The sequence below is a fragment of the Thalassococcus halodurans genome (assembly GCF_900108225.1).
In the GTDB taxonomy this organism is placed as follows: Bacteria; Pseudomonadota; Alphaproteobacteria; order Rhodobacterales; family Rhodobacteraceae; genus Thalassococcus; species Thalassococcus halodurans.
In genome coordinates this window covers 541,604-549,042 of the sequence record NZ_FNUZ01000003.1, presented here as the reverse complement: position 1 = coordinate 549,042, position 7,439 = coordinate 541,604, and the positions used below count along the sequence as shown (strand labels likewise).

At 58.1% G+C, this 7,439-nt stretch carries 5 protein-coding genes; 2 read left to right on the top strand and 3 right to left on the bottom strand.

Translation table 11 applies throughout. The features are described from left to right. Both glyA and C4S59_RS12495 read right to left on the bottom strand, forming a co-directional pair. Positions 1-1,229: serine hydroxymethyltransferase (glyA, locus tag C4S59_RS12500; protein WP_103910823.1), on the bottom strand; the 1,229-nt coding region annotated here is incomplete at its 3' end. A 33-nt stretch (positions 1,230-1,262) separates the two neighbouring features. After that, positions 1,263-4,007 (bottom strand): phosphoenolpyruvate carboxylase, encoded by a 2,745-nt coding sequence (locus tag C4S59_RS12495; protein ID WP_103910822.1) that lies wholly within the window; start codon positions 4,005-4,007, stop codon positions 1,263-1,265. 281 nt (positions 4,008-4,288) lie between these two features. Here C4S59_RS12495 and C4S59_RS12490 point away from each other — a divergent pair, with 281 nt between their 5' ends. Continuing rightward, positions 4,289-5,800, top strand: coding sequence for a class I adenylate-forming enzyme family protein (locus tag C4S59_RS12490; protein ID WP_103910821.1), 1,512 nt, complete (start codon positions 4,289-4,291; stop codon positions 5,798-5,800). Between the two features lie 27 nt (positions 5,801-5,827). Further along, positions 5,828-6,787 carry an NAD(P)H-dependent flavin oxidoreductase gene (locus C4S59_RS12485; protein WP_234994758.1) on the top strand — a complete coding sequence of 320 codons (960 nt, stop codon included), beginning with the start codon at positions 5,828-5,830 and terminating at the stop codon, positions 6,785-6,787. Positions 6,788-6,809: 22 nt separating this feature from the next. On the opposite strand, the gene C4S59_RS12480 is transcribed toward C4S59_RS12485, so the two are convergent. Then, on the bottom strand, positions 6,810-7,430 hold the full coding sequence (locus C4S59_RS12480; RefSeq protein WP_103910819.1) for a TetR/AcrR family transcriptional regulator: 621 nt from the start codon (positions 7,428-7,430) through the stop codon (positions 6,810-6,812). Positions 7,431-7,439 lie beyond the last annotated feature (9 nt).

Genomic DNA, 7,439 nt, shown 5'->3' with positions numbered 1-7,439 from the left:
CCGTTGCCGTCTTCGCCGTTCTCGCGCAGGCCATCGACCACTTCGATGATCCAGTCCGCGATCTGGCGGAACTCGGCCTCGCCGAAGCCGCGGGTGGTGCCGGCGGGCGAACCAAGGCGGATGCCGCTGGTGACCATCGGTTTTTCCGGATCAAACGGAACGCCGTTCTTGTTGCAGGTGATATGCGCGCGGCCCAGAGCCTTTTCGGTCGCGTTGCCTTTGACGCCTTTGGGGCGCAGGTCTACCAGCACGACGTGGGTGTCGGTGCCGTGTGTGACCGTGTCCAGACCGCCCTTGATCAGCTGGTCAGACAGCGCCTGCGCGTTCTTGATGACCTGCTGCTGGTAGGTTTTGAACGACGGGCGCAGCGCTTCGCCAAACGCAACCGCCTTGGCCGCGATCACGTGCATCAGCGGGCCGCCCTGAATGCCGGGGAAGATGGCGGAGTTGAATTTCTTAGCCAGTTCTTCATCATTGGTCAGGATCATGCCGCCACGGGGACCGCGCAGGGTTTTGTGCGTGGTGGTCGTGGCCACATGCGCGTGCGGGAAGGGGCTGGGGTGTTCGCCCGCGGCCACCAGACCGGCAAAGTGCGCCATGTCCACGTGCAGGTAGGCACCCACGCTGTCGGCGATCTCGCGCATTTTGGCGAAATCGATCTGGCGCGGAATGGCGGAACCGCCCGCGATGATCAGCTTGGGCTTGTGTTCGTTGGCCAGCGCCTGAACCTGATCGTAGTCTAGGAGGTTGTCCTGCTTGCGGACGCCGTATTGCACGGCGTTGAACCACTTGCCCGACTGGTTCGGACGCGCGCCGTGGGTCAGGTGACCACCGGCATCAAGGCTCATGCCCAGAATGGTGTCGCCGGGCTGCAAGAGTGCGGTGAAGACACCCTGGTTCGCCTGCGAGCCCGAGTTCGGCTGGACGTTGGCAAAGCCGCAGTTGAACAGCTGCTTGGCGCGCTCGATGGCCAGATCTTCGGCCACGTCGACGAACTGGCAGCCACCGTAGTAGCGACGGCCCGGATAGCCTTCGGCGTATTTGTTGGTCATGACCGAGCCCTGAGCCTGCATCACGGCGCGGGACACGATGTTCTCAGACGCGATCAGCTCGATCTCGTCGCGCTGACGACCAAGCTCACCCGTGATCGACGCAAATAGCTCGGGATCGCTCTCGGATAGCGGGGTGGTGAAGAAATCTGTCGTATCGATTGGTGCTTCGATGTTCATGTTGTGGTCCTTTTCATAGCGTTTTCGGTTGTGTCAGCCTGTCCATCCAAGCCCGCCAGAAATGACGTGGATGGACATCAACAATGCGTCGACGTCTTCTTTTGCGGCCTGATCGGCGCCACCCGCGGCGCGAACCTTTGCCAGCAGATCGACTTGCAACTGGTGCAACCCGACCATCTGCGGACGCGCGGCCATCAGTTTGTCTCGGAAGGTGGGAAACCGTTCAGCCAAAGACGTTTCTTCGGTGATCGAGGTGATCATGGATTGCGTCAGTTTGTGTTCGATCTGAATTTTCTCGAAGACGGCGTCGCGCGTGTGGGTATCAGAGACCAAACCGGCATAAAGCGCCGCAATTTCCATGTCAGACTGCAGCAAAAGTTTTTCGCTTTCATCCATAATCAGGCGGAACAGGTTTGATCGTTCATACATCTTGCGAAGCGTGGCCAGACCATGGCGCCCGCGCACATCGATGAAGGCTTCAAGCGCAGACCCGATGCCATACCAGCCGGTGATCATGTGGCGGTTCTGGCTCCATGCAAAGACCCATGGGATGGCCCGAAGATCGCCCAGATCGCGCGCACCTTTGGAAAAGCGTTTTGCAGGACGAGAGCCGATTTTCAGTAGGGCCAGTTCCTCGACCGGACTGGATTCGTAGAAATAATCGAGGAACCCATCGCTGTGGATCAGATCAACGTATTTAAGCTGGGCCAGACCTGACAGCGCCTCAAGAGCTTCTCGGAACTCTGGCGCATCCGCAGACAGGCGTTTCTGGTTTTCGTGCAGGGTGTGATCAAGCACAGCAGCCGTCAGATATTCCAGATTGGCAAGAGCAGTGCCACGGTTGGCGAATTTGGCCGAAACGATTTCACCCTGTTCCGTGACCCGAAGTTTGCCGTTGACCGTGTCATGGGGTTGGGCGGCAATGGCCCTGCCGGTGGGCGCGCCACCACGGCTGACTGATCCACCGCGACCGTGGAAAAAGGATAGCTGCACACGATGCCGGTTGGCGACACGGCTTAGCGCGGTTTGGGCCTTGGACAGCTCCCAGTTCGAAGTGAAGAAACCGCCATCTTTGTTGCTGTCGGAATAGCCCAGCATCACCTCTTGGCGGTCACCGTTTTCACGGATCGCGCGACGGACAGTTCGGTTGCTGAACAGCTGATCCAGAATGTCTGTCGCGGCGCGAAGATCATCAATGGTTTCAAGCAGGGGCACCACCGCCAAAGCGCTGGTCAATTGCCCCTGCCCCATCCATTTCTCCAGCAGATATACGGCAAGGATATCTTCTGCACTGGTGGTCATGGACAGAATAAAGGTGCCAATCCGGCGTTTGTCGGCGGCCCGCTCTTTCGAGATCAGCGCAAACAGATCAAGCGTTTCGTTCGCCTCATCATCCAGTCCCGTCAGCGCAGAACGGTCAAACTCGGCGGTGTCTGCAAGGGCGGTTTGCAACAGGACCGACCATTCGGCAGTGCCAGGGTAAGGGCATGGGGCGACGTGCCGGGCCTCGAAAACCTGTTTCAGGGTCCGGTTGATCACTGTGGCGTTCTGGCGGATGTCCATGGTGACGCCGTGAAAGCCGAACGTCCGTACACGTTGAAGCAAAGGTGTGGTTTTCCGACGGGCATTTGCCTTGGCGCCGCACGTGCGAAGCGCCTGATCCATAACGCTTAGCCAGTCTTCGAATTCACGGGCGGTTTTAAAGGGTTTGACTGCGCTGAAGTCCCCATTATCAGCCGCAATTGTGGCGTCGAGGCGCATCAGCAATGCGGTCGCAAACTGACGGAAGGGTTCTTCGCTGTTCCGGTTGCGCGCAGCGTCAGCGGCCGGACCGCAGGTGTCCAGCAAGGCGCCAACTTGGGTCAGAAAGGCCTGAGGCACTTGCGACACGTTCAGGCTGATCGACAAGTCTCGGCACAGGCTGACCAAGTCAGGCCGGTAGGATTTCAGCGCCGTTTCGCGATAACGTGACAGGGTCTGTTTGGTGACGACCGGCGTGACGTGGGGGTTGCCATCGCGGTCGCCACCAATCCAGGACGAAAAATGCAGGAACGGGCCGGGCGTCACATCGGGATAGTGATGCGCAAGCGCGTTGTTCAATGTGTCGCTGAGTTCAGGGACGCAGTTAAAAAGGACTTCGCGGAAAAAATAGAGACCCCATTCGACCTCTTGTTCGACGGTCGGCTTTTCCAGACGCAATTCGCCTGTCAGCCACAACAATTCGACTTCGGCCTTAAGGGCATTCAGATAGGACAGCTTTTCGCGCGGCGCCCAAGAGCGGCCCAATAGATCTGTCAGGCGGCGATAGATGCGGCGGTGGATTTCCAAAACCGTCACGCGCTTGGTTTCGGTCGGATGGGCCGTCATTGTGGGGCACACATCCAGCGCGCCCAGCGCATCGATCAATGTCTTGCGCGGCAACCCGTTGGTTTCGGCACGCGAAATGACCTGCGCGAACGACCCCGGAATAGTGCGGGACCCGCCGGTTTGTTCAAGGCTACGCCGAACACGAACGGTTTCAAATTCGCGGGCAATTGCCAAAAGCTGATGCCACGTGCCCAGCGCTTGGAGGGCCGAAAAGCGTTCGCGCAACGGCACGTCACAGATGCTTCGTTCACCGGAAAGCACCAAGGACAAATCCGACACGGAATCGCCTGCGACCTCGGCCAGTATGGCTTGCAAAATGTCCCGCGTGCTCTGATCGCTGGCAAGGTCCACTACAAGAGTGTCCTCTGGCCCTTTGCTTTCAGGGATTTGAGCAGAAATCGTCAGGTTCATATCGCGCGTCCGAAATTCGAATAGTCAGACGTTCATCATTAATAAGAAGTGATTTCGCGCCAGAACCGTCTGTGTAGAAAGCAAGGCCCGAAGGCGGACAATCGCGTTACCCTTTCGGGCAGGTCGCCCTACCCGAGTGGTTTTCAAGCTGTCAGAGGCAGGGGCATGTCGGGCGAAGCACATATTAGGGCTTTGTCTGATTTGTTCGCTAAACGTACCGAAGGGTATTGTTTTGCGCCCCCACCTTCGCTTAGCTTTGGACCGCGGCGGAGGAGGCTTGCATGACATCGACTGAGTTCTTGGACTGGCGGTCCGTCGAGACCGCTGAAAACCTTGTTGCGCTATTTGAAGAGCGTGCCGAGCAGCACCCTGACCGCCTGCTGATCGCAGACGCGTCGATCCGCATGACGTGGGGCGACATGGCATCCGCGTTGCGCGGGTTTTCCGCCAAATATGCAGACCGCATTCAGGACAAGGATGTCGCAATATTCATGCGCAACAGTGCATCCTGCCTTGCCGCTTATCTGGGTGTTCTGTTCTCGGGTGGTCGGGCCGCGCTGTTTAATGCAGCCATGCCGAAGGAATCCGGCGCAAGGTTGATGGCCGACTTGGAACCAGCACTGATCATCGCGGATCACGTGCTGGAATTTGCCCCCGATGCTGCCGTCATTGATGCGGGCGACGTCAAAGCCTGGATGGATGCCAAGGCCACCGCAAAGAACCAGTGCGGGTCGGGGGATGGACCGTCCACATATTTCTTTTCCGGAGGCACAACCGGCATCCCGAAGCGGATCCTGTATTCGCATCAACAAATTCTGGCAGCTGGCGCGCGCATGCAGTGCGGTTGGCCGCTTTATGAGGGCGAAATCTTTCTGCCGATCGCCCCTTTCAGCCATATTTACGGCTATCTAGCGGGTGTGTGTCTGCCCCTTCAGTGCGGCGGCGGGTCGATTGTGCCCGACGGGTTCCATCCCGCTGCAGTGCTTGACCAGATCGAAGGCGAGAAGGTCACTGTTCTGGGCGGTGGGCCCCCTGCGATTTACCAAGCACTTATGGCCGATCCCAAACTGGATCAGCGCGATATCAGTTCGCTTCGGGTCTGTCCCGGTGGGGGTGCGTCATTCCCCTTAGAGGTGCATCGACGCTGGAAAGAACTGACTGGTCTGACGATCTATGAAGGATACGGAATGACGGAAATGGCACCGATTTCCGTCAACACCGCCATCAGCGGAAACCGCCCTGGCACTGTGGGCAAACCCATGCCTGAAACCTTTGTTGAAATTGTTGATCTGGAAGGCGGCCATCGCGTTTTGCCGACAGGTGAGGCCGGTGAAATTCGCATCAAAGGCCCACATATGATGCGTGGCTATTGCAACAACGAATCCGAAACCGCCCTCGTTCTGCGGGATGGGTGGGTTTACACGGGGGATATCGGGGTGCTGGACGAAGACGGCTTCCTGACGATCACCGACCGCAAGAAAGACATGATCCTGCACAAAGGGTTCAATGTCTTCCCCCGCGAGGTTGAAGAGGCCGTCTTTTCCCATCCGGCAGTCACAGGAGTGAGCGTTGTTGGCGCACCCGACGAACGTGCGGGCGAAGTGGTGGTGGCTTACGTCACCGTCGCGGGCGGCAGCGAGTTGACGGAAGACGCACTGCGCGACACCTGCAGCCAGTATCTTGTCGGGTACAAAATGCCGGGGCGGATTGAGTTTCTAGATAAGTTGCCGCTGACGCCCGCCGGTAAGGTAGACCGCATGGCTTTGCGCCAACGCGCACGGGAAAGCGCCTAAGTTCGGCGCGTGGAAATGGATAAGACTATGACTGCAAAAGCCAAAATCGCGGCGCTCAAGGCCCGCCTGCGCGTGCCGTTGATTGCTGCGCCAATGTTTCTGGTGTCGGGCCCCGATCTGGTGATCGCCGCAGCCAAGGCAGGTGTGATTGGTGCGTTTCCGGGCCCCAATGGCCGAACCATCGACGATTTGCGCGCGTGGTTCGAACGCATTCGTGCCAAACTGAGTCCGGGTAATTTGCCATTCGCGTTCAACATGATCACGCACAACAGCTATGGTCGCTTTGAAGAAGAGCTAGCGCTGGTGAAAGAGTTCCAGCCCGAGATCGTGATCACCGCACTTGGTGGCCCCCATCGTGTGACAGAGGCTGTTCATTCCTATGGCGGCTTGGTCTTTGCCGATGTGAATAGTCCGACATATGCGCGTAAAGCCTTGGAAAAAGGCGCCGACGGTCTGGTCTTGGTCTGTGCCGGTGCGGGTGGTCACACTGGTCAATACGCGATGGCGCCGTTTCTGGACGAAGTCCGGCAGTTTTTCGATGGGCCGATTGCCGTCGGCGGCGGGATTTCATCGGGTGCGGCGGTTCTGGCCGTTGAGACGCTGGGCGCAGATTTCGCCTATGTCGGTACGCGGTTTTTGACGGCTGAAGAAAACCTGATTGGAAATGACTATCGCCAGATGGTGATCGATAGCGGGATCGAGGATCTGGTGGCCTCCAAAGCCATCACGGGCGTGCTTGGCGTTTGGATGAAAGCCTCGATTGCGGCGGCCGGTATGGACCTGGATGATATGAAAGCCGAAGCCAAACTTGATTTTTCAGGCGATATGCACGCGGGCACGAAGGCGTGGAAAACCGTGTGGAGCGCGGGCCAAGGGTGCGGTGCGAGTGATCGTGTTGAACCCACAGCGGACATCGTTGAACGGTTCGTGCGCGAGTATGACGAAGCGGGTAGGGAGATGGTGGCGCGATTCCCAGACAAAGAGTAACGCATTCGTTAGGCGGCTTCCGTTAGCCGTCTATCTTTTCCAGCGTTGCCGTGATCATCAAAGCTTGGGCCGCGAATTCATCGGCGTCCATTTCTGAAAGCGTTCCACTCAGGATCGAGTCGCCCATCAGGATGCAATACGCAAGGTAGGCGCGCTTACGCGCTTCGTCATGGTCAAAGCCCATGTCGGTGAAAAGCCCGGTGATGTAGTCGAAGCGGATTTCATCGACTTCCTTCACAGCTTTGCGGGGCAAATCCGCCCGACGCGACCAATCGCGAATAGACGCTTCGACCTGCGCGGATGCGGGTGAATTGCTGCGGCGGGGCAGGGCAAACAAAAGCTTCATTCTGCTTTTTGGATCGACGCCTGCGCCTGATACGGACCGGATGACATTCAGCGTTGTGCGGCGGCGCCAATGATCCAGCATCGCCACAAGCAGGTCGCTTCGTGTCGAAAAGTGCCAGTAAAAGCTGCCCTTCGTGACGCCCAGCATCTTGCACAATGCATCAATCTTGATCCCGCGAACGTTGTCGTCTTTCAGAATTTTGATTGCGGCATCCACCCAATCCTCTTCGGACAGCGGGCTTTCCTTGCGTCGCTGTGTCGGCCGCCTGCGGACAATCGTTTTGGTGGGCTCGGTCATTTTTGATCC